The 20,663-nt window shown below is 57.3% G+C and carries 18 protein-coding genes; 6 read left to right on the top strand and 12 right to left on the bottom strand.

What is annotated here, in order from left to right:
* Positions 1-75 precede the first annotated feature (75 nt).
* On the top strand, positions 76-4,266 hold the full coding sequence (locus tag Poly24_RS05295; RefSeq protein ID WP_145091522.1) for a c-type cytochrome: 4,191 nt from the start codon (positions 76-78) through the stop codon (positions 4,264-4,266).
* 183 nt (positions 4,267-4,449) lie between these two features.
* Here Poly24_RS05295 and Poly24_RS05300 read toward each other — a convergent pair whose 3' ends face one another.
* The 7 genes from Poly24_RS05300 to Poly24_RS05330 form a co-directional block, all read right to left on the bottom strand.
* Entirely contained in the window at positions 4,450-5,043 is a 594-nt protein-coding gene (locus Poly24_RS05300; RefSeq protein ID WP_197452342.1) for an HNH endonuclease, read from the bottom strand.
* On the bottom strand, positions 5,040-5,522 hold the full coding sequence (locus tag Poly24_RS05305; protein WP_145091528.1) for a hypothetical protein: 483 nt from the start codon (positions 5,520-5,522) through the stop codon (positions 5,040-5,042). Before Poly24_RS05305 ends, Poly24_RS05300 begins: the two co-directional genes overlap by 4 nt.
* Positions 5,500-5,736, bottom strand: a complete 237-nt coding sequence (locus Poly24_RS05310; protein ID WP_145091531.1) for a hypothetical protein — start codon at positions 5,734-5,736, stop codon at positions 5,500-5,502. The genes Poly24_RS05305 and Poly24_RS05310 overlap by 23 nt, the downstream gene beginning before the upstream one ends.
* Positions 5,737-6,035: 299 nt before the next feature.
* Entirely contained in the window at positions 6,036-7,004 is a 969-nt protein-coding gene (locus Poly24_RS05315; protein ID WP_197452343.1) for an alpha/beta hydrolase family protein, read from the bottom strand.
* Between the two features lie 218 nt (positions 7,005-7,222).
* On the bottom strand, positions 7,223-7,723 hold the full coding sequence (locus Poly24_RS05320; RefSeq protein WP_145091534.1) for a lactoylglutathione lyase family protein: 501 nt from the start codon (positions 7,721-7,723) through the stop codon (positions 7,223-7,225).
* Positions 7,724-8,028: 305 nt separating this feature from the next.
* Positions 8,029-9,348, bottom strand: coding sequence for a right-handed parallel beta-helix repeat-containing protein (locus Poly24_RS05325; protein ID WP_145091537.1), 1,320 nt, complete (start codon positions 9,346-9,348; stop codon positions 8,029-8,031).
* 92 nt (positions 9,349-9,440) lie between these two features.
* Entirely contained in the window at positions 9,441-9,806 is a 366-nt protein-coding gene (locus tag Poly24_RS05330; protein ID WP_145091540.1) for a DUF2200 domain-containing protein, read from the bottom strand.
* A 283-nt stretch (positions 9,807-10,089) separates the two neighbouring features.
* On the opposite strand from Poly24_RS05330, the gene Poly24_RS27620 reads away from it, so the two are divergent.
* Positions 10,090-10,218, top strand: coding sequence for a hypothetical protein (locus Poly24_RS27620; RefSeq protein WP_261343104.1), 129 nt, complete (start codon positions 10,090-10,092; stop codon positions 10,216-10,218).
* A gap of 180 nt (positions 10,219-10,398) precedes the next feature.
* Here Poly24_RS27620 and dxs read toward each other — a convergent pair whose 3' ends face one another.
* From dxs to Poly24_RS05350, 4 genes are all read right to left on the bottom strand, one after another.
* Positions 10,399-12,282 (bottom strand): 1-deoxy-D-xylulose-5-phosphate synthase, encoded by a 1,884-nt coding sequence (gene dxs / locus Poly24_RS05335; protein WP_145091543.1) that lies wholly within the window; start codon positions 12,280-12,282, stop codon positions 10,399-10,401.
* A gap of 2 nt (positions 12,283-12,284) precedes the next feature.
* Entirely contained in the window at positions 12,285-13,184 is a 900-nt protein-coding gene (locus Poly24_RS05340; RefSeq protein WP_145091546.1) for a polyprenyl synthetase family protein, read from the bottom strand.
* Positions 13,185-13,275: 91 nt separating this feature from the next.
* Positions 13,276-13,659, bottom strand: a complete 384-nt coding sequence (gene xseB / locus Poly24_RS05345; RefSeq protein WP_145091549.1) for an exodeoxyribonuclease VII small subunit — start codon at positions 13,657-13,659, stop codon at positions 13,276-13,278.
* 109 nt (positions 13,660-13,768) lie between these two features.
* The gene (locus Poly24_RS05350; RefSeq protein ID WP_145091552.1) at positions 13,769-14,908 is read right to left on the bottom strand and encodes an N-acetyltransferase; all 1,140 of its coding nucleotides are present in this window, start codon (positions 14,906-14,908) and stop codon (positions 13,769-13,771) included.
* Positions 14,909-15,355: 447 nt separating this feature from the next.
* Between Poly24_RS05350 and Poly24_RS05355 the strand changes: the two genes are divergently transcribed.
* The 3 genes from Poly24_RS05355 to Poly24_RS05365 all read left to right on the top strand — a co-directional run bounded on the left by Poly24_RS05355 (position 15,356) and on the right by Poly24_RS05365 (position 19,448).
* Positions 15,356-16,180 (top strand): TrmH family RNA methyltransferase, encoded by an 825-nt coding sequence (locus Poly24_RS05355; RefSeq protein WP_145091555.1) that lies wholly within the window; start codon positions 15,356-15,358, stop codon positions 16,178-16,180.
* Between the two features lie 268 nt (positions 16,181-16,448).
* Positions 16,449-18,059, top strand: a complete 1,611-nt coding sequence (locus tag Poly24_RS05360) for a pilus assembly protein N-terminal domain-containing protein (protein WP_145091558.1) — start codon at positions 16,449-16,451, stop codon at positions 18,057-18,059.
* A 144-nt stretch (positions 18,060-18,203) separates the two neighbouring features.
* The gene (locus tag Poly24_RS05365; RefSeq protein ID WP_145091561.1) at positions 18,204-19,448 is read left to right on the top strand and encodes a hypothetical protein; all 1,245 of its coding nucleotides are present in this window, start codon (positions 18,204-18,206) and stop codon (positions 19,446-19,448) included.
* An 85-nt stretch (positions 19,449-19,533) separates the two neighbouring features.
* On the opposite strand, the gene Poly24_RS05370 is transcribed toward Poly24_RS05365, so the two are convergent.
* Positions 19,534-19,983, bottom strand: a complete 450-nt coding sequence (locus Poly24_RS05370; RefSeq protein WP_145091564.1) for a GYF domain-containing protein — start codon at positions 19,981-19,983, stop codon at positions 19,534-19,536.
* A gap of 203 nt (positions 19,984-20,186) precedes the next feature.
* On the opposite strand from Poly24_RS05370, the gene nrdR reads away from it, so the two are divergent.
* The gene (nrdR, locus tag Poly24_RS05375) at positions 20,187-20,663 is read left to right on the top strand and encodes a transcriptional regulator NrdR (RefSeq protein ID WP_145091567.1); all 477 of its coding nucleotides are present in this window, start codon (positions 20,187-20,189) and stop codon (positions 20,661-20,663) included.

Genomic DNA, 20,663 nt, shown 5'->3' on the forward strand with positions numbered 1-20,663 from the left:
CGGCAGCTTGCGGCAATGATCTTTGCGCGGCTGCTGCAGAAATACTCCCGCCTCCCCACCTGACAGCTTCTTCCGATGCATCATCCTTTGACATTTAAGGCTCGTCTTTTCCTTTGCGCGATCAGCTTGTTGGTTGCTCATCCCGCGATCGCTCAAGACGACGACCTGTTCGACGATTTCCCCAAGCCAGGACTGATCGGAACCTATCGCGATGCGGATGGGCATACCGCGGTACGCGTTGATTCGGGCCTTGCCTTCGATTGGGCTGATGCCGCTCCCGATCCACGGATCGATGCCAACAAATTTTCGGTGGTCTGGCAGGGGCAGCTCTTGGTTCGCACCGCTGGCACCTATCGCTTCGCCTCGGATTCGATCGGGAAAGTGAAGTTCGAGGTCGACGGCGAGGTGCTGCTGGATTGCGAGTCGCCGCAACGCGATTGGATCGCCGGTGAAGCGTTCCCGTTGCGAGCCGGGATGCACGACTTGACGATCCGCTTTCAAAAGTCAGCCGATGCCGCGGCGATGCGTCTGTTTTGGTCGAGCGATTCGTTTTCCTGGGAGCCGATCAATCCGGCCAACACGCTGCATGAGATCGAAGACGAACCCGAAGATGGCTTTGCTCGTGGGAACGCGTTGGCCGAAGCGTTCCGCTGCGCCGCGTGCCATGAGATCGGTGGGGCTTCGCAACCGTTGGATGCTCCGGCGCTCGATCGTTTGACCGGCAATCTGCATCCGTCGTGGGTCGTCGATCGACTGATGCAGTCGACCTCTGACGCCGATGCGTCGACCAAGATGCCTCACTTCGCCATGACTGAAAAGCAGGGCCAAGCGGTCGCGGCTTATCTGTTTGCATTGTCCAAGGACCAGCCGCCGAAGAAGTTGGCGGCGGTGAAGCAACCCAAGCCGAGGCGAGGCCAAAAGCTGAAGAAGCCTGTCGAGCGTGGGCACGACCTTTTTGTCGGCATGGGCTGTCTGGCCTGCCACGAAAAGGGAGGCCTGGGAACGCAGGATTTGCTTGGCGGCGGATCGCTCGAAAAAGTCGCCGCGAAGCGACCGCAAGATTACTTTGCTCGTTGGCTGCTCAACCCCGCCGCGATAAACACTCATCATCGCATGCCGCGATTTGAGCTGTCCGCATTGGAAGCTTCCGATCTGGCGACCTATCTACAGCAGGACGCTGCGAAAAGCGATGTCGCTGCTCAGCCGAAGTGGCTTGGCGATCCGGCGCTGATCGAAATGGGACGCCAATTAGTAAAGCAAAATCGCTGTGCGTCGTGTCACGAGATCGAAGAATCACTTCGTCCCGCTCCGTCATTGGCCAAGATCGCTTTGACTTCGGATAGCGATTGGTCGCAGGCGTGCGTCGGTTCGACCGGGGCCGATCGTCCGCACTACGCGTTGGGAGACGAAGACCAGCAAGCGATCAAGGCGGCTGTCGACGCGGTCCTGCCCGACGCTGAAATTCAATTCAGCGGAGCCGATGTGTTGCGACGTAGCAATTGTTTGGCTTGTCATCCTCGCAACCTGGCCACAGGAAATGCGAAGCTCGCCTTTGCGATCGCCGCTGAAAATTCGGACGCTTTCGAACATGCTGCCGTGCTGACGCCGCCGTCGCTGAACAGCATCGGCGACAAATTAAAAGACGCTTCGCTACAGCAAGCCGTTCGCGGCGAAGCTCCCAAGCGACGCCCGTGGTTGCAGGTGCGGATGCCGAAGTTCCGGTTCAACGCGGACGAAGCCGATCGCTTGGCCGATTGGTTCATCGCTCAAGACCGAATCCCCGCACATGGGCAGGCCGAACAGCCGGCGCAGCTGAGCGAATCGGCTTTGCTTGCCGTCGGGCCGCGTCTGGTTACCAGCAACGGTTTCGGATGTGTCAGTTGTCACAGTATCGGCGATGTTTCTCCGGCCAAGGCGCCTGTCAATTCGCGTGGTCCGAATCTGGCGGGGCTGGGCAAAGATGTTCGTAAGGAATGGTTCGACCGCTGGGTTGCCGATCCGTTGCGCGTGGTTCCACGTGTCGAAATGCCGGCGATCAAAGTGCCGGTCGACGGCGTGCTGCACGACAATTTGGATCAACAGATCGGTGCGGTTTGGCAGGTCTTGAATCTCGAAGGCTTCCGCCCGCCGCGGCCCGATGCTCTGCGTGTTGTTCGCCACAATGGAAACGATCTCAATGGCGACGCTCACGTTTTGACCGACGTTTTGCGAGTCGATGAGACACAATACATCAAACCGTTTTTGATCGGGTTGCCGAATCGGCATAACATCTTGTTCGACCTGGCCGAAGCTCGGCTGACCGGTTGGTGGATGGGCGATACCGCTTCGCAATATACCGAAGGCAAGGCGTGGCACTGGGAAGCGGGGGGAGTGAATTTGATCGACGCTCCGACATCCGATGCCGACTTCGCCCTGGTCTCCAAGAGCTCGGGGGAGGTGCTGATGCCGGTTCGCGAGCGACAATTTATCACCGAACCCGACGCGTGGCGTCAGACCGCGGATGGATTGCAATTCGAGTATCGCTTGAAGTTTCAAGCTTCCGACGATGTCGAGATCGTGGTCCCGGTCGAAGAGTTGTATTCGGTAGTCACTGGAGAAAACGGAGCTTCGGGCTGGAGCCGACGAGTGGTTTCCGGACCGCTCCCCGCTGACTGGATGCTTCGGCTTCGTGCCGCTGGCGATGCGTTTCAGCTGGCCGGCGATGGGAATTTGCGAGCGAAAGAGAAGAACAAGCTGTATGTCGCTGCGGGAAATGAAGCAACAGCGTTTGATCCAACGGGCAAGTTGCTGCTGCAGTCGGGGCAACCGGTTCAGTTGAACTATCTCGCGGAACTGCCCGTCGATCGCTTGCCGACGTTCGACACGCCGGCTGATGACCTGCAATCGATCGCGTTGGATGTGATGCCAGGCTTCAAGTCCGTTCAATTGCCGCTGTCGCATGAGATCATGCCGGTGGCGATGGCCTGGCGCGATCCGCAAACGATGTTCATCGCCGATCTCAAAGGGCGTGTCTTCCGCGGCGAGGACACCGATGGCGATCAGATCCCCGATCGCGTGACGCAGGTCAGCGATGAACTGGCGGCGCCGTTTGGCGTCAGCGCTGGCAAGGACTACGTCGATGTGATCACAAAGTATGCATTGCTGCGTTTGTTCGACGACGGCCGCGTGGAGAACCTGGTGAGCGGATGGGGGCACACGGCCGACTATCACGATTGGGCCACCGGGTTGCCTCAAGATGCCGACGGCAGTTATTACGTCGCTCTGGCATGTCAGCAGGATACGCGGACTCAGCCGGCTGCTTATCTGCGAGGGACCGTGTTGCGGTTGAATCCGCGGCGGCCGAGTGCCGCAAATCCGCAGCATTTCGATATCGAAGTGCTCAGCGGCGGGCATCGCTTCCCGATCGGTATCGCCCGGAACCGTGGAGGCGATCTGTTTGTGACCGACAACCAAGGCAATTACAACCCGTTCAATGAACTCAATCATGTAATGAAGGGGCATCGTTACGGATTCATCAACCGGCTGGAACGCAAGGACGGATTTAATCCGCCGCTGACCGCACCGGCAATCGACATCCCACATCCTTGGACTCGCAGTGTCAACGGGATCTGTTTCCTTGAGTCGCCCAAGGAGTTGGGCAGCGATGCGTTTGGGCCCTTCGAAGGGCATCTCGTCGGATGCGAATACGACACGCGGCGGCTGGTTCGCATGAGCCTTGAAAAGGTGGGCGATACGATTCAGGGAGCGGCTTATCCGTTCAGCTACGATCAACCGCCGACCGGCCCGGCGATGTTGGGTCCCATTTCCGCAGCGGTCTCGCCCGACGGAGCGTTGGTGATCGGCAACATCCGCGACAGCGGTTGGGGAGCGGGTCAGAACACGGGCAGCGTCGTGCGGATGGAGCTCGTCGAATCGGAACTGCCCGCGGGAATTCGAGAAGTGCGAGCGACACCAGCAGGTTTTATCGTCGAGTTTACCGGAGAGGTCGCTGCGAATGCGGCAGCCGATTCGGACAACTACGCAGTCCAATCCTACACGCGAGAAGCGACGCCCGCGTATGGTGGCGACGATAAAAACAACCGCTCCGAAACCGTGGCCTCGGTCGCTTACGATCCAGACAAGCGAACCGCAGTCATCGAACTGGCCAATCCGCTGCGTCCCGATTACGTCTACGAATTCAATCTGAAGTCGATGGCAAAGTCAGACTCAGCGGCCTTCTTCCCCGACCGGGCGTTCTACACGCTTCGAACCGTTCCTGAAAAGTAAGGTGCGTTGTAGTTTGTCGCTAGGCGAGGGACGATCGGAAAGTCGCGTCATAGGCACGGGGCCGAGTCCCTTCAAAGAGGAGTCGGCGCGGTGTTGTGGCGCCCTACGCCAGTCCGGATCGTCTTCTCTGTAGAGTGATCGTTGGGGTGGGCAGAGCTGTGTAGCAGATGGTAAAGCAAGGGATCAGTAGCTGGCAGGTAGCTGGCCTTTCTCCCTCTTGGCATGCCAGCTGATTCCAACTCCCTCAGGCCGGGAATTGCTTGGAGGACGCAGCTTTGCAAGGTCCGGTAAATCATCAGGAAATCCCATCAGCTGACGAGCTAGCGATGGTTCGTGTTCTGATGCTAATTCGACGATTCGCATCCACATGACTCGCCAACGCAACAGCTTGGGGGAATTGAGATCGATTTGCTGGATGATTCGTTTCACTTCAGGGACGCGACTTATGAGGTGACCGTCGGGTAAGGCAGTCACAACAGTAGAGGACAGTAGGGTTAGGGGATCATCGATGACTTGATCAAGTTTGACTGCGTTGCAACGTCTGCAGGAATAGACGAGATTGAAATAGTCGAGTTTGCGATCCGGTGAGAGAACTTGAGGATGAAAATGGTCGAGTTCAAATTCACTGGTGACTTGTCCCCATGTTTCGCGCTTCAGGCAGTAAACACATCGGAATGTGAATTCATCTCGGAGCCAAGGGCGAAAGGATTCGTATGATGCGTATTGTGCCGGTCCGTGAGTGCGTACTGCTCGCGGTTCGGGGTATTCAAAAATCACGGCTCCGATTCCGATCGCTCTGAATCCAATTCGGTGAGGTAGCGGTGAAGTTTCTTTGCACCGGCAAGCGGCAGATTCATTTCCGAATCGATATGTTGACGCATGAGTTGTGTCAGCCCTGCCAACTCAAGTTGCTCCGAGTGGCTCAACGTCCCTTGGATATCGGCATCAATGAGTTCAAACCGTCTCTTGTTCAACTCGGTCGTCCAGCGAGACTTTTCGGGTATCTTCAGGGACTCCAACGCCGCACGACCAAAGATGCTGAGAATTTGCTCGTCGTTGAGACCGGAATCGAGCAGTGTGAGCTTTACCGCTTGCACGGCGGCAATGCTGTAGTCGGTGCTCGTGGAATCAGCTGAAAGGGCACCGCCTGTTTCCACGAAATTGATTTCGAGGTGCTTTAGAAATATCCGAAACCAGTCGTTAGCTCCCTCCTGGAGTGTCTCACCAGGTGGATCAGGCTGCTTCTTGACGGCCATCGTTTGAGTCAGTGTCCCGTACTGCGGTCGCCAACTTCTGCACTGCGATACTCGCTGCCTGACGGTAGTGACCAAGTGTGATGACTTGGGGGGAGCCGCTTTTCTTCGCCAGTTCCTTGGCCTGATAGGCAACCTGCTCAGCAAATGTCGCTTTCCATTCGGCCAGTGCTCGAGCTGCCGCCGCTTCGATCCGGTATGGCTTGTCCTGATCCATCACAACCTCCCTGTCGTGTGCTATACGGCGCATCTTAACATCCGTTCAATGGGACGTGAATCCCAATTTCCGTGCGAGTCGATTGCTCTTAGCGATAGGGCGAGCGTCTCTGGTTCCGCGCGGTGTGAATATGCGATATCCACTGGCGCCGCCATGTAGGCACAGGCTGCGTTTACTGGGGTCACGCCGGAAAATACTCCATGCTCTTCAATTGCTCGAGAATCCTTTGGAAATAGACGCAGTCACCCGACTGGGCTATCCGATACGCAGGCGCCTTGACTAACTACGGAAGGCTCGAGTCAGTTTGCTTGCCATTCGATTCGGCGGACCTTGCCACCGAGGCTTTTCTTCACCAGGGCGTCGCGGGCGGTTTGGTCGAGCTTGGGAGCGCCGCGGAGGTAGGTGTCCAGAATTCGCGGGACGATGATTTGTAACGCACGGGTGACGTCGGTGTCGGTCCGCATCAGTTTGCGGGGGCCGCCGGTGGGATCGGAAAAACTGAAGTGAGTCGCATCGTAGAACCAGAGCAGGTGTTTGTCCTTTTTCGGCATCAGATTAAAAAAGTCACGATGACCGTTCCCTTGGATGTCACGTGTGCCGGAGATCCCGACAAACGGAACTTCGACTTCGGAGAAGCTGTTTCGGTCGAAGAAGTTGCCGTTGGAACTCTGCGGGCTCATGGCGATGCCCAGTCCGATGCGAGGTTCGGAAAGGTCCTCGTCGATGCCAACCGGTTTGACTCCACAACTGACCATCGCGGTGTAGGCACCGTAAGAATGTCCTAGGATCGCGATCTTCGATAAGTCGATGCGATCTCGGATTCTAGCGTCCGAGCTGTTGAGTCGCTCGGCGAGATCGATCGCGAACCGTACGTCACGCGGTCGATTCTTTCTCGCGGTCATGTCATCGCCGCATTCCAAAAGAGCTTTCTTGAAGTCAAGCTTTTGGGTTCGCATACGACGGCGGATGTCGTCGGTGTTGCTGGTGACGTGCTCCAGGCAGATCACAACATAGTCTTGTTTCGCCATTTCGGCGGCCAAGGCGTACAGACCGTGACGGCTACCCGCACCGCCGTGAGAAACCAGTACGAGCGGCTGAGCCTCACGGCTCTTCGGCAGATGAATTGCCACCGGGACATTGCGTTGACGGACTTCATCTAAATTCATCGGCAGGTCGATAACCGTCTGCTGCGCAACGGCGCAACTGGCGTGACCAAGAACGATAACCAGCAGAACTGCCGGACAACATCGGTACATGAACAGTTTCATGATCTTTGTTCCAAGCGAGCGGTGTGATTGGGATAACGACGCGCGGAAACCTCGATGGATTGTCCTAGTGCATTTGGGTAACGCGCCGGTCGGTTTTTCATTCAGGCTTAAGCTGGTCGTATTGTGTTTTTCCGTTTAACCGCGAGCCTATCGGGCTGCGCAGCCTTCAAAAACGCGGGGCGATGTCCGCGCGGTTAAACTCGAAAACTCCTTCCTAGCTACTTGGATTGGTAGGCACCGGCCGAATACGTTAGTTCATAGCTGTGAGAATAGATTTCAATCAAGTTCCCGAAGGGGTCTTCGCAGTAGACCATCCTGTAAGGTTTTTCCCCAGGATAGTATTCACGGACTGGCATCCGTTGCTTGCCTCCGTTCTCGACGATCCGTTTGGCGAGTCCTTCTACATCAGGGTCTTGTACGCAAAAGTGGAACACTCCCGTCTTCCAGTATTCAAAATTGTTTTCACGCTTCTCCGCGTTGTCGAATTCGAACAGCTCGACGCCGATCTTATCCCCCGTCGCTAGATGTGCAATTTTGAACCGGCCCCATCCCTCCCCGAAAACATCGTTGCACATCACACCGATCGCCGAATCATCCGCCACAATCTCGGTAGGAGGCATGATGACGTACCAACCCAGCGTTTGAGTGTAAAATTCGACGGCCTTTTCTAGGTCGGTAACGGAGATGCCGATGTGGGAGAATGTGCGAGGAAAGGTCATGAGAGTTCTCTCGGGTTCGTGTTCAAGGCGTGCTGTTATCGTCGGGCTGGACGGAGGAGACTTCGGGGCACTGGTTGCTGAAACAGGTGGATTGGCCGGACTGGTTCGGTCGGTGCTTCAGCGATGGAAGTTTTCGTTGTTGCGAAGTTCCGGTTTGTCGTTGTGTTGTGGATCGTCTCCAGTAGTGTTCGTTGCTCCATCACCTTCTTTTAACTGCGTTGCGATCCGCCGTCTAGCATCCCCGATCAGGGGTGTGTAGGTGCGCGTTGTCATGCCTCGGTGTTCGCGGTGATTGGGTGGTTAATTCAGTTGGTGGCATTGGAAGAGGGAGAGCGATGATATCCCTTGTCGGTATAGGTCTGACTGTTGAACGCATCTCCTAGCCCGTCCCAATCAGGGCTGGGGTGCATGTAGGCCGCGTCAGCCTCTTCGACCTCCACCGTGGCATCGGTCTCAACTTTGCCACGTGCTGTCTTGCGATGGACCTGCGGGCAAGCGGTGATTAGGCAATCGCGGAGCGTGACCGGTTGCTTGGCTTTGTCGTCGGTCTGAACTGCGGCGGTTCGCATGGCATGGAAAGTCGACCGGTCGACGGTGATCGGCCCGCCGTTGCACCACAGGCCGCACGATGCCCAACCAGAAAAGCAATTTTTCAGCGTGGCGGATTTCCAGATCCGGATGTTGCGCGAGTTGCCAAGTGCGACGCAATCGACAAGCTGGACGCCGTCGACCTTCAGATCGAAGCCGCCGTCCTGGTTGCGGATGGCTAGGCAGCGCGTGAAGCGGACGTCCGATGTGTTCCCTTCGACGACAAAACCGTCACCATTTTTGTAACGCTTCTTCTGCAGCGGCATCAGGTTGTTCTGCGCCAGGCAGTCTTCAAACACAAACTGTGAGTTGGGGGCGCCGCCGTTGTTGACGATAAAGCCAAATGGAAACAACTCCGTCTTCGTCTCCCAATCGGCGTCCCCTTCGGAGCAATCGGCGGTGCACTGCCGCAGGGTCACGCCGTTGCAAGCTTGTTCAAATCGAAAACCATGTTTGGTGTAGCGGCGAAGATCGCAGCCATGCAACTGCAGGTCGTCGCAACCGGAGAGGTAGAACCCGTGCCGAAACCGCCGCATGTCGACGTCGTTGAAGACCAGGTGCGGACAGTTCGCTCCCTCCTTCCCGGCAGAGACCAGGACGCAGTTTTTGTAGTTCTCGATCCGAAGCCCCTCGAGAACCAGATGCCCGGCTCCCGGTTTAATCTGCACCGCAGTGGCTCCCTTGTCGGGTTTATCCTCCGACCATGTCGATGCGAAGACCGGCAGGCCCTCTCCGCGGTCGACGCCCGCGATCGTCTTGGGTGATCCCTCGGCGCCTCCTTGAGTGATCGTCAGTCGAGCGTTCTTGTAGACGCCGCCTCCCAAAAGCAACCGATCGCCCGGCATCATCGTTTTGTTGACGACGTCCGAGAGTGCCTGTTGGTCCAGGGCGTGTTCCCAGGTGGAGCCATCCTTGCGTCCGGCTCCTTGCACGGTCAGGTGGAAATCGGCGGCATCGACGAGACACGGCAGGCAGTGGCTTGCGATCAGGATCCAGGTCGCGTAGAGGGGCGTCGAGAATTTGGTGGTCCGCTTCATTTCAATTTCCGTTGGGGCCGCGGACGCCAGCAACCGTCACTGCGGAGCATGGCGTGGTGCGTCGAAGAGTCGATAGAACGTTGCGTGCGAGTTTATTCGCTTCGCAAGATCTTTTCCATCTTCCGGCCTTTGGCCAGTTCGTCGACCAATTTGTCCATGTAGCGGACTTTCTGCGTCAGTGGGGTCTCGATCTCTTCGATGCGATACCCGCAGATGACTCCCGTGATCAGGTGCGCATTAGGATTCAGCTTCGCCCGCTGGAAGAACTGTTTGAACGTCACGTTGTCGTCGATCTGTTTCTGCAACGCCTTGTCATCGAATCCGGTCAGCCAGCGGATTACTTGATGTAATTCCTCGCGACTGCGTCCCTTCCTTTCCACCTTCGTTAGATAGTGCGGGTAGACCGACGCAAAGGTCAGCTTCGCCATCCGATTGTCGTGATCGCTGGTGGTGCTCATTCTGGGATACTCTTCCAAATCGTGGCGTTGCTAGATTCCCTCAACCGATTTTAACCATCGAAGGCCCGGAAAGTTCTTTGGTTTACGCGAAGAAATAGAAGCAGGTGGGGACGGGAGCTGTTGCGAGCATCCGGTAACTGCTGGGTATCGACCGAGAGTCGGGCTGTTGCTGGTGGGAGCCCTGCCCTGGATCTGCTGTGCAAAACGGAATGTTTCCAAGTTTGTTGAGGCTGCGACGAATATGTCGTAGAAAAGGATCTTCCCTCAAGCCGGAGTGCCACCGATGTTTGGAATTGGCGTCTTGGAAATCATCATTATTGCGGCGGTTGGTTTGGCCGGAATCGCCATACCGTTCTGCATCGTTTACACGGCAGTGCGTTTGGGGAACCGCGATTCCAAAAAGCGTGACTGACCGCGTTGGAACAGATGGGAACCGTCTGCGTTTCGTCGAAACGGGAGCAGGCAATATCGCCGGGGCGACCGCGATCTGCGATATTCGCCTCGGCTCCTTGTGTCGAGGTAGCCGTTTGTGATTACATCGTCTGGTGATGAAAGAGGAGGACTCGTTGCCCCGCCAGAAACCTGAGGCCGATTAGACCGCGACGGTGCTTTGGATTCCGCGGCAGGCTTTTTTGATCGCGTCGGCGTCTAGCGAGAGATCGTGCAGCAGTTCCTCCCGTTCGCCATGTTCGACGAACATGTCGGGGATTCCCAGTCGCGTGATGCCGCGGGTGTCCAGGTGCATGTCGTTAGCCGCTTCCAGGAAGGCCGAACCGAAGCCGCCTTGCAGAGCACCCTCTTCGAGCGTGATCACATGTCCGCAGCTCTCGATCACCTCGGCGACCATTTCGCGATCGATCGGTTTGGCGAATCGGGCGTTGACCACGGTCACACTCATTTCCGATTCCAATTGCTTGGCAGCTTCTAAGGCTTGGTCCAACAGCGCTCCGAAGGAGACGATCGCTACGTCGGTTCCGCGTTGGATGTATTCCGCTTTGCCGGTTTCGATCGGGTCGGGTTCGCGCTCTATATGCAGTGCCGAGCACTTTGGATAGCGGATCGATGTGGCGACATCCGATTGCAGCGCGTAGTCCAGCATTGGGGCGAGTTCTTCGGAGTAGCCTGGAGCCATGACGGTCAGGTTCGGGAAGACGCGCATGTATCCAATATCGAATAGGCCGTGGTGCGTCGGGCCGTCGGGACCGGTCAGTCCCGCGCGGTCCAACATAAAGACGACCGGCAGCTTTTGCAGGCAGGCTTCCTGGAAGATCTGGTCGTAGCTGCGTTGCAGGAAGGTGCTGTAGATATCGACGATCGGCCGCATCCCCGCTTTGCATTGCCCGGCGGCGAAGGCGACCGCATGCGATTCGCAGATTCCGACATCGAAAAAGCGATCGGGGAACTGCTCGCGAACCGGTTCCAGTTTGTTGCCTTGGCACATCGCTGCGGTCATCACCGTCACGCGCTCGTCCCGTTGCATCGCGTCGCGGATCGCATCGCGAGCAAAATTGGTGTAGGCCGGTTGGCTGGCACCGCTGGTCGGGACCGGCTTTCCCCCTTCATCGACAAATTTTGGCGGGGTGTGGAAATAGACGGGATCCTGTTCGGCAGGGACGTAACCGCGTCCCTTTTCGGTCACGACGTGCAGCAGGACCGGGCCGCTGAGATCCTTGACCATCGCCAGGTACTTTTTCAGCAGGCCGATGTCGTGGCCATCGATCGGACCGACGTAGCGGAAGCCCAGTTCTTCGAACATCATGCCGCCAAGCACGCCCGCCTTGACCCCTTCCTTCATCTGAGCCAACAGGCGTTCGGTCGGATCGCCGAAGACGGGAACGTGGTTCAGCACTCGCACCACCTCCTGCTTGAGGCCGGTGTAGAACGGATTGCCGCGGAGGCGATCGAGGTAGCGAGCGACGCCGCCGACGCGGGGGCAGATCGACATCTCGTTGTCGTTGAGGATCATCAACAGATCTTTGTTCAGTTCGCCCGCGTTGTTCATCGCTTCGAAAACGATGCCGCTGGGGAACGCGCCGTCGCCGATCACCGCAACGCTCTTGCGATGCGATTGCCCCGCCAGATCGTCGCCGCTGGCCAAGCCAAGGGCTGTGCTGACGCTGCACCCGGCGTGTCCGGTCATGAACAGATCGTAGGGACTCTCGTGCGGGTTAGGGTAACCCATCAGGCCCCCCTTGGTGCGAATCGTCTTGAATTCGCTGTACCGTCCGGTGACCAATTTGTGCGGATAGACTTGATGTCCGGTGTCCCAGATCAAGCGATCGCTGCGGAAATCAAACACGCTGTGCAGGGCGATGCAGAGTTCGACGACGCCGAGGTTCGATGCAAAGTGAGCGGTTCGGGTGGCCAGCAGGTTGCACAAGACATCGCGGATCTCGTCGGCCAGTTGGTCGAGTTGTTTGACCGAGTAGTCTTTAAGCGGTTCGGCGGAATCAAGCTGTGCGAGTAGTTCGTGCATCGTTAGCGGCTCCTTTGCAGTACATAGTCAGCTAACTGGGATAACCGTTGGCCGGTGCCGCGGAATAACTCCGCGTGCTCTTTGGCCGCAGTGACCAGTTCACTGGCTTTGCTTCGGCTGGCGTCAACGCCGATAAATCCTGGGAATGTCAATTTGCCACGGGCGGCGTCTTTGCCGCTCTGTTTGCCCATTTCGTCGCCGTCGCCTTCCCAGTCGAGTAGGTCGTCAACAATCTGGAACGCCAGGCCCAAGTCTCTAGCATAATCGGTCAGCGACGCGATTTGCGATTCTTGAGCACCTACACTAATTGCACCCAATTGTAAGGAACATGTGAAGAGGGCTCCCGTTTTTCTGCGGTGAATCGCTTCGAGCCAGGCGAGGTTATGCCGCTCATTTCGGTTTTCCGCAAGTAGATCGTCGGTTTGGCCGCCGACCATCCCCGATCGACCCGCCGATTTTGCAAGCACTTCGCAGGCGCGGACCGCTCGTTCGGGCTGAGGGATCCCGGTCGCTAGCGTCTCAAAGGCTGCCGTTAGCAGCGCGTCGCCGGCCAGGATTGCCGTCGCTTCGTCGAATTGTTTGTGGCACGTCGGCCGCCCACGACGCAGATCGTCGTCGTCCATCGCCGGCAGATCGTCGTGGATCAAGGAGTAGGCGTGGACCATCTCGATCGCCACGGCCGCAGCAATCGCTTCGCTTCGCTCTCCGCCACACGCCTCCGCTGCCATCAGGACAAGCGCCGGACGCAACCGCTTGCCGGGGCTCATCAGGCTGTAACGCATCGCTTCGTTGAGCTCGGGGGGGCAGCCCTCTTGAGGAGCTAGCGCCGCGTCGAGCGCCGTATCGATTTCGGGGACCAAGTCGGCTAGCGGGTTTTTTGCGGGCGATGCGGGATTCGACATGTTGGGAATCGGCGATGGAAAAATGGGCGAGGATCAGGTGGTGTGTCGAGCGGAATTGGCGAAGGCGGGCCGATGACCGGAAGAGATTGCCTTAAAACAAACCCTCTAAATCATCCTTGGGCTTCTTCGCAGCTGCGGCGCCGCGTCGGCGGCCGCGCCCTTGTTGCTTCTCTTCGAGCGTCATCTCCGATTCGTGGAACGGTTCGGTGATCGGGTTGCCCTCTTTATCGAAGCCGGTCAAACGCTCGATCCGCCGTTCAAAGCTGTTCAGCAGTTCTTGGCAATGTCGGATCGTGCGGACACCCACTTCGTAGGCTTGCAGCGATTCCTCGAGCGTTAAGTCGCCGCTCTCCAAATCGCGGACGATCTGCTGGGTCTTCGACAGCCCCTCTTCGAATTGCAACGGCGGTGTCTCGTCGTTGCTGTCATCGGAGATGGTTTCGCTGGTCTTGGTTCGAGCCGACTTTTTCTTCATGACGCTGCGTTGGTGTAGTCTTCGCTTCAAGGTCCGTCGGGCAAAGCAATTTGGGTTGCGAGTTGCCGTCGGGACTGTGGGGAGAGTCGTATCGTTTGTCACCGACCGATCATTTGAAGTCGGCGAGATCGCGATCGTACAGGCGATAGGTCTTGGTGATCTGAGCTCCGCCCCGTTCGATCGAGGCACGCGACAATTGATTGCTCTCGAGCACCCAGGAGAGTTCGCCTTCGGTCAGCCCGAACTTTAAAGCGTCGGGCAAGATCCGATAGATCGTCACAACGCCCAGTCCCCAGCGTTGGTATTCGGGCAGGACGTTGGTGCTGAGCAAGCGGGCGCGTTTTAGGTGGCGACGCCCCATCAGCAGCCGCAGCCAGCCGAAGGGGAACAGTTTGCCATCGATCTTTTTAATCAGCGGGTTGTAATCGAGCAGGCCAAAACAGGCTCCGATCGGTTTGCCTTTGATCGATGCGATGCTGGTCATCTCGGGCGTCACCAGCATCCGCAGCTGCTTGCTCTGGTGGTCGATCTCCGCTTCGGACAACGGCACGTAGCCCCAGGTGTTGACGAGCGATTTGTTGTAGATATCCAAGAACAGACGGACATCGCTCATGAAGTTCTTGCGGCTCAATGGACGCGTTTCGACTTCGAATCGACGCGCGACCTCTTCGACAACAAATTTCAGTTTGGGGTCGATGTTGTCGAGCATCGACAGCTCGACATCGTAAGCATAGAGATCCTCTACTTTGGCAAGCCCAAACGATTCGACCAGCGCCGGATAGTAGGGCCTGTTGTAGGTCATCATAAATGTTGGAGGGCAATCGAAGCCCTCGACAAGCAGCCCACATTCGTAGTTTAACGAGGGATTCACCGGGCCGCGCATCGCGTCCATTCCCTTGTCGGCCAACCATTTCGCAGCGGCTTCGAACAGGCCGGTCGCCGCCTCTTGATCGTCTTCGCATTCGAAGAACCCGAAGAAGCCACGCTGCTCGTCGAATTGACGATTGTGGGCGTGATTCACCAACGCGGCGATGCGGCCGACGATCTTGTCACCGCGGGCCGCCAAAAAGGTTTGAATCTCGGCGTCTTGGTAGAATGGGTGCGGCTTGAAATTCACCATTTCGCGTTGATGCGAGCGAATGGGGGGAACCCAATTCTCGTCCCCTTGGTAGATTTGCCAGGGGAGAGCCAAGAATTTCTTTTGGTCTTTGCTCGATTGAACCGGCCAGATTTTCAGTGTTTCAGTCATTATTTCGCAAAGTAAGGGGGAATCCCAACGCCCGCAAACACCCCGAGCGGGAGAACACCGGCGGGATGCTTACCAGCACACACGGAATGTTAAGGGGCAACTGGCTTTACCGGGCACGGCGTGGTGAGTCGCCAATGCATCCGAGGTGTCCCCGCTTTCGCAGGCATTGAAACTCATGGGGGCCGTCGTTTTTCGAACTGGCGGGCAGGCCGATAGGTCGAGCCTCCTAATGTAGCGTGTTGGCGCAGTTTGTTGCAGGGCTGGGCCGAATTGCGGAGCCGGAGCACTCGGCCGGGACCGCGTTTTTTCTCAATGGGGCGTGCCGCCGTCACTCTCTTGGATTGGGAACGCTGGGGAGCGGTATGATTTGCCGCGGCCATCCAATGGCACTTCGTTTACCATGGACTATGATGAGGCCAAAAACGCCAACGCCCTCGTCGACGAATCATGCCACTGACCATCACCAGCCGTTCGAATCCTAGATACCGCGGCTGGGTTCAGTTGCGATCACGACGCGCACGAAAACGGAGCGGTGAGTTCTTGATCGATGGCGCGCGCGACACGCTGCGTGCGATTCAAAGCGGGATCGCGCCGCATGAGGTGTTGTGTTCGGCAGATTGCGATTGGGAAGCGGTCTCGTCGGAGTCGGAGTTTGGCCAAGTGATCGCGTGGGCGCGGGCCAACGACGCACTGATCTTGATCGCTGCTTCGTTGTTCCCCGCGGTTTGCTACGGCCAACGCGACTCACAGGTGGTTTCCGTCGCATCGGTCGCATCGGGGGACTCCTTGGCGTCGTTGTCGGTTCCTCAAAATCCATTGATCGTGATCCTCGACGGAATTGAAAAGCCGGGGAATGTGGGGGCAATCTATCGAACCGCCGATGCCGTTGGTGCTGACGCGGTGATCCTGACCGGAACGACGACCGATCGATTTAATCCCAACGCGATCCGCGCCAGTGTGGGAACGGTGTTAGCGCTGCCAACCGCGATCGGTGACCACGCTACGGTCGCCCATTGGTTGGCAGAACGCAGCATTCGCGTGGCGTTGGCGCGAGTTGACGGGGAGCGGTCCTACTGGGATTTGCCGCTGACCGAAGCGATTGCGATCGTCTTTGGCAACGAGGCGGAAGGTTTGGGCAGCCAGTGGGAGCGGGCGCCGCATGAGGCGTTTCAGATTCCAATGGCGGGGATCGCCGACAGTTTGAATGTGTCGGTAAGTGCCGCCGTCGTGTTGTTCGAAGCTCGGCGGCAACGGTCCATCGACGGCGTTTGATCGCCCGGGGGCCACCGATCGCTTCGTGGAAGCGATCGTCGTGGTAAACCTGTCAAGCTTTAACGCCTGGGCGATGATGCTAGCACTGGAATAATCAGTAAAACAAGCGCTACATTCGTTACAGCCTGCAAGATTACTGAATTCGGGACAATGCAACTCCCGATACCAATCGTGACGATCATTACAACCCGCTTGTAATGTTCGATTTCGAGGCGGCTGCCAGGGGGGTGGTCGATGTCGAATTCACGACCTCATTGGACAGTCAATCATGCGTTGGCCTCAACGACGATGCCTAACCAGGCATCTGCGGCGTGCCGCCCTTGTATCGCTCATCACCGCGAGCAGCAACGGTTTCAGCACCGCCGACCAGCCGCAAGCCGAACTGGCTCCTGTGCAAAAAAATCAGTACGCAATGCCAGCACTGACCGGTGAAACCAAGGGGCCTCTTTCTCAGCCTCGGATTATTGCTTACACCGCCGCCGAACAAGTCGGTGAACCGTCGTCGATCGCTCGTCATGTGCGGTTGATCGAAAGCCAAGTGCAGCTCAATCCGCTAGCGATTGTGCAGACCGCGGCACCCGATTCGCCTGCGGAATCCAAGTCGACGCTGGAATTCCGAGTGCCCGCGGGTACCGATTCGGTTCCACAGATGATCGGTAATCCAGCACCGCGTTCGACCTTGAAGCTGCGTTCGAACGAGACGTCGCCCCGGAAGCAACCACCGGTTGGCGAATCACGCAGCGTGTTGTCAATCGTGCCGCAACGCCACGTAGCACCGGCCGAAGCCGACGCCGAAGTCACGTTTAGTATTTCGGACGATTCGCTATCGATTCCGCCGCGGCCGCAGGAAACAACGCCGGTCGAATTGGTGCGGCCCCGTCGGGCAGCGGTTGTGGAAGTGGTCGAATCACCGCGCCAAATCCCGCTGGTCAAACCGAAAAACGACCCGGCCAAGATGCCCATTGTCGAACGCAAGCAAGTGACCGAATCCTCTGCACCCGTGGAACCCTCCACGGGGGGGCAGGTTTGGAAAATGCCCAAGATCCGCCCGTTGGTGAACGAGGATCCGGCGGACGAGCCCGCAGGTCGAATCGCCGCGAAGCCTCGTCCGAAAGAAAACACAGAGTCCGCGAACGTGGCATCATCCAAGCCGACCGTCGCGAAAACGCTTACGGAGGACGCTCCATTGCCGTTGGTAGCGCATGCCGGGCAGGCACGCTTCGGTGGCATGTTGGAAGGGGCCGATCAGAAGACGAAATCGGTTTTGGACAAGACGTCGGTCACCAAGTCGCAGGAACCTACTCCGCAGCCAACGCTTGTTAGGGAAAACAAAGTGGTGGTCGACGTGCCGCCGGCCGATGCGATCGCCAAGCCGAAGTCGGTTGCGGATCGAGCGGTCGTGGCGATCAAGTCGACGATGGATCTGGAAGCCAATTTGGTCACGCGGTCGCAGTTTGCGGTCAGCGTTGCCGAGAGCCGGATGTTGTTTGCTGGCGATCGTATTGTGCGAGTGTCGGTTGAACATCCCGATGTGTGCAATGCCGTGACGACAGGCAAAGAAAGCGTGATGGTCGTCGGCCGCAAGTTGGGCCGTACCCGTGTTGCGATTTGGACCGAAAGTACGCCCAACTTGGAGCCCGAATTGTACGTGGTCCAGGTGGATGGGGCCGAAGGTGAATCCGAAGACCAGCGATTGGCGGGGCAGATGACCGGGACGGTTGCGTCGATGTTTTCTGAAGCCAATGTGAAGGTCCACGTCGTGGAAGATGGGTTTGCGGTTTCTGGGACTGCGGAAACCGAATCGCAAGCAAGAAAAATCATGCAAGTCGTACGTTCAGCGTGCTTACGCCGCGTGCGAGATGAAATCGTTGTACGTTAGTCTTGGGTTTGAAATTAAAGGTTTCGAGAGGCCTGATCTCTCACGGAAGTAAACCTTCGAGGCAGAGAAATGAAGAAGTGTGAAATGACACCATCGCGAACTCTCCGCTTGCCCTGTAGGGCAGCGTGCAACGCAACCTTTGTCATGGCGATCCTGCTGGCGGGAGACGCTTCGGCACAAGGTTGGCCATTCACCGAAGCCCCCGAACCGGTCGGCTTTGGAATCATGCAAACGGCGAATCAATCTGCCGTCGGCCAGCCCGATCACCACGGCAGCGGCGTGATCATGTCGGCTGACGCCTTGGACCTTGGTCCTGGTGAAGAGGTGGTCGGTGGCGATCCGATCTTGCGAGAATCGGGGATCCTCCGCCAACCGGCAGGCGGTCGTCAGCCCGCAGGCGGCGTCGTGAGCAGTCCTACCCACGGCATCCCCTACTTGCCGCTGAATCAATCCGGCCACGGAGCCAACCGCCGCCCACGCGGAAAGACGCGATTTGGGCCAAATGATTGCTATGACTGTAGTTGGGGATGCCCTGAGGGCTGTGCTCCCGCCTGTTACGGCAGTTTTGAGGGGTTGTACTTTAAGCAAGGCAAAATGGATGCGGTAAATTACAGCCGCAATTTGTTCCCCTTTATTGGTGATGACTACGAGCCTGGTATTCGAATTACGCTGGGGCGAATGCTCAACTGCTCCGACGGATTCGAAGCGACTTTTACCGGTTTGTTGGAATGGGAATACGGTGGTTTTCGTAGCGACCCTACAAGCCAATTGAACTTCCGTCCCGTCCCTCCCGGAACATTCACCGAAGCCAGCTTGCCGGGGCTGTACGACACCTCGCTACAAACTCAACGTTTCAAAGCGAGATACAACAGCGCTGAATTCAACCACCGTCAATGGGGATGGGATGTGATCTCGACAGTTGCCGGTGTGCGTGTGATCAGCTACGAAGAACAGTTCGACTTTAACTCAAACAATACAACGGGAGACACGGGGCATTTCAGCCAGGACATCGACAACGTAATGGTTGGTGCGCAGCTTGGACTCGACCTGATGTACCCGGTGATGAAACGCTTGATGGTTGGCAGTCGCATTCGTGGCGGTCTCTACGCAAACTTCGTTGATGCAGACACGTCTGTATCCGATAGCACGGCGACACAGCAAGTCATTCGGGATTCATTTGACGATACTGACTATGCAGGCTTGTTCGAATACGGTATCTCGGCAGACTACCACTTCACTCGCTATCTGTCAGCTAAGATCGGTTACGAGTTTTGGTACATGATGCATGTAAACACGGTCGCCGCGAATTTCCCCTCGGCATATGTCACGGGCGAAACCGACGATCTCGGTTTTCACGGTGCGACCGCTTCGATCGAAGCCTTGTTTTAAACGAAGCCGTGGTGACAACCGCTGCTTCGAATCGAAATGACGCGCACGCTTGCAAGCTCTCTGCCCTTGCAAGCGTGTTTGCGTTTTAGGGCTGCTTGCGTTTGGCACGTTGCGATTTGAGCCGGGAGACCCAGTCGGACCATTTCGAGACCGATCCTTTGGTGGAGGCAAACGCTTGCGACTTGGCGTCGAGTTTGCGACCGCTGGCATCGCGCAAGACTTCGATCGCCTCGTCGACATATTTGTTGCAGCCCTTGCAAAAGGTCGGCGGTTGGCTGATCGATTTTTGGCAGTGGGGGCATCGATAGCTAGCGACCTGACTTTCGGCGGCCTGGAATAGTCCCCCCACATCTTGGGCATAGCACCAGGGGGAGTCCTCTTTGCGACACAGCGTTTGCCGCGTGACAACGCCTTGGCGGACTAGATCCAATAGTTCGCTGGGCCTCAAGGGGCCGATTTCGGTATCTTCATCCTGCTGAACGAACCACTGGCTCATGCTGAAAACAACCCCTTTGTCCGGCAGCCGGTTTGGCATACAACCAGCCTGCAAATTGTGCTTGAAACATCGTCCGTTCGAATTTGTGCCACGACCTGTAGCATATCTCAGTTCCTGAGTGAAGCAATTCGAACGCTGGGCGATGCGGCTTATTAAGAGTAAATTAGCGACCGGGCGGCGGCTATTTCGTAAGACCGTGATTTTGCCAGTGCGTCGACCGATTCCAAGAGTTGCGATTTCCTATGCGATGTCCCTTCTGCCAACACGACAACGATCGAGTGCTCGACACGCGTGCCAACGAGGATGGCTTTTCGGTGCGCCGCCGGCGTTGCTGTAACAATTGTCGCCGACGCTTCACGACCTATGAACGGGTCGAGGAGATCGGGATTCGGGTGATTAAAAAGGACCTGGTCCGCGAGCCGCTCAGTCGCGAAAAGATTCGCGGTGGGATTGAAACCGCATGTTGGAAACGACCACCATCGCGCGAACGGATCGATTCGGTGGTCGAAGGGATCGTCGCGGAGATCCACGGGCAGTTTGAAGACGAAGTCAGCAGCAGGCAGGTCGGCGAGATCGTGATGAAACATCTCGCTCCATTGGACGCGGTTGCTTTTGTGCGATTCGCCAGCGTCTATCAAGAGTTCGATAGTTTGGACGATTTCGTCAACGTCCTCTCCGGACGACAGCAAGCCTCCGGAACCGGTGACACGACGTCGTAG

Source organism: Rosistilla carotiformis (genome assembly GCF_007753095.1).
Taxonomy (GTDB): Bacteria; Planctomycetota; Planctomycetia; order Pirellulales; family Pirellulaceae; genus Rosistilla; species Rosistilla carotiformis.